General features: G+C 67.3%; 2 protein-coding genes, 1 tRNA gene and 1 pseudogene. 2 read left to right on the top strand and 2 right to left on the bottom strand.

The window, feature by feature from the left end; all coding sequences use genetic code 11:
• Together ACY45C_RS07945 and ACY45C_RS07940 are read left to right on the top strand one after the other, a co-directional pair.
• Positions 1-442, top strand: a pseudogene (locus ACY45C_RS07945) (hypothetical protein); the annotation flags it as partial.
• Between the two features lie 179 nt (positions 443-621).
• Positions 622-694, top strand: a tRNA-Glu gene (locus ACY45C_RS07940).
• 447 nt (positions 695-1,141) lie between these two features.
• Here ACY45C_RS07940 and ACY45C_RS07935 read toward each other — a convergent pair.
• On the bottom strand, positions 1,142-1,600 hold the full coding sequence (locus tag ACY45C_RS07935; protein WP_462186983.1) for a PIN domain-containing protein: 459 nt from the start codon (positions 1,598-1,600) through the stop codon (positions 1,142-1,144).
• The gene (locus ACY45C_RS07930; RefSeq protein WP_462186982.1) at positions 1,590-1,859 is read right to left on the bottom strand and encodes a type II toxin-antitoxin system Phd/YefM family antitoxin; all 270 of its coding nucleotides are present in this window, start codon (positions 1,857-1,859) and stop codon (positions 1,590-1,592) included. The genes ACY45C_RS07935 and ACY45C_RS07930 overlap by 11 nt, the downstream gene beginning before the upstream one ends.
• Positions 1,860-2,030: the final 171 nt, after the last annotated feature.

Here is a 2,030-nt window from a genome sequence, read left to right as displayed (position 1 = left end):
GGGGGTCGCGCGGACGAGCCTGGCGGACGAGTGGCCACGGATCCGGCTCGATCTGGACGAGGGGTTGCTGTCCCCGATCGGGATCATCACGGTGCGGTCCTCCGATCCGCGGCTGCTCGGCCTGAACCATCAGGTGCTCGCTTACGCCTATATCCAGGCCGGAACGTCGATCACGCTCCGTGTCTATGATCCGGACACTCCCGGGGACCGGGCCGACGAGGTCACGCTGAGTTTCGATCTCGCCGAGGTCCATGGTCGCGGCGATCCCGCCGGGCCGGCGCGGATCGAGCACTCGATCGCGATCGGGGGGCGGCCGGTCCGAGCCTTCTTCCGTTCCCGCTACCGATGGGTCGACCCGCGCCGCGCCATCGCGCCCGCGGCCGGCCGCCCCGCGGGGCAGGAGGCGCCGCCGGGCCGTTCACGCCTGGAGAAGGGTCGGTGACGCGGCAGCCGGGTGGTCGGCTGGCCGGCCAGGGGAGCGTTCCCACGGGGATGCCGAGCGGTCGGGATGGCCCGGGAAGGGTTTGTCGTCCGACCGGGCCATCCCCTATGCTTGCGGTGTTTCAGACGATCGACGTCGCGGCTGGGCGGATGCGCAGCCTCGCTGAGGGTCGTCGCCGCGCCCCCATCGTCTAGCGGCCCAGGACGTCGCCCTTTCAAGGCGGTAGCACGGGTTCGAATCCCGTTGGGGGCACGGATAGTAGTTAATAGGTTATTTTGTGTAACCAGCCGAGGTGCCTCCGAGCGGCAGCGATGACAGCAAATTGATCGACTGCTTCTTCAAGTTATCAATCATGCCGTCCGTAATGTCAGATTATGTGACATTCATTCCTGATGTACCGCGGTGCAAGGCCCTCGCCGCCTTGGTTGCACGGGGGAGACCTCGGCGATGATCCCCGTTGAGCCAGCGGCCGGATGCAGGTGTGTCATCTGGGCCAGGCCCCGGAGGAACTTCAGTGGCGACTGTTCGAGATCACCCAGCTCACCGTACGTCTCCATTCGGACAGTGACCGCGTCACCCTTCACATCAAACTGCCCAGCGACTACCAGCGCCCACCGCCGAAGGGGCAACGGCCAGCCGGCCGGTGAGATCCACCCGGATGTGGCCTGTCCGGGCCCACCCGACGACAGTCCTGAGCGCTTACCGGTCGCCGGGGGTCTTGGAGCGGGTGACGGGGACGACGGTGAGGAGATCGTCCAGCCCTGTGAAGTCGTCGGGGTTGGTGGTGTACAGCGGTAGGTCCTCGGCGATCGCGATAGCGGCGATCATCAGGTCGGCCACGCGCCGTCGGGGCTTGCGGCCGGCGCTGATCACGGCAGCGCAGACCCGGCCATAGATACGGGCGGCTTCCGCGTCGAACGGGATCGCGTCGAACTCGTTCTCCGCGCGCTGCAGCACATCCAGCCGCCGGGCCCGTTCGGCGTGCTCGTCGTACTCGTTCTGCTCCTCGTTCCGGCGCACCTCGTGCGGGCCCGCGGACAGCTCCGCCAGCGTGACGGCGGTGATCGCCATTTCGGCGGGCAGCTCCTCGGGATCCACCCATCTGCGCAGGATCATGATGTTCGTGTCGAGCAGCCCCTGCGCGTGGTCACCGGCCATACGGGTCGTCCGCTTCCTGCTCTGCCGTGGCGTCCTGGTCGGCGCGGAAGGCGTCCAGGAAGATGTCGGGGGCGCTGCGGGACATCGCCGCGAACTCGCTGCGGGACACAAACCGCCTGCGGCGCCGCAAGGGGACCAGTTCGCCGATCTGGTGTCCGTCACGAGTGACCGTGAACGCCTGGCCGCTCTGGACCGCGTCCATGATCTCCTTGGACCTGCTGCGCAGGTCACGCTGGGTGATCTCAGGCTGTGCACTCATACACGTATGATATCCGAGCGGTGCCACAAGGTGCTACCTGGTGGCACCTTGTGGGATGCGGCAGTGGAAGGACTCCGGGATGTCGGTAATCGACCTCACTGCCGGCCGGGAGTCCCGTTCGCACGCGCATCCGTTCCGATGCCGTGGGGATACGGCCGGCACGGCGTCACC

The organism is Frankia sp. CcWB2, assembly GCF_977927585.1.
Note: the sequence above shows the minus strand (reverse complement) of the source record. Positions and strands in the feature narration are given on the sequence as shown.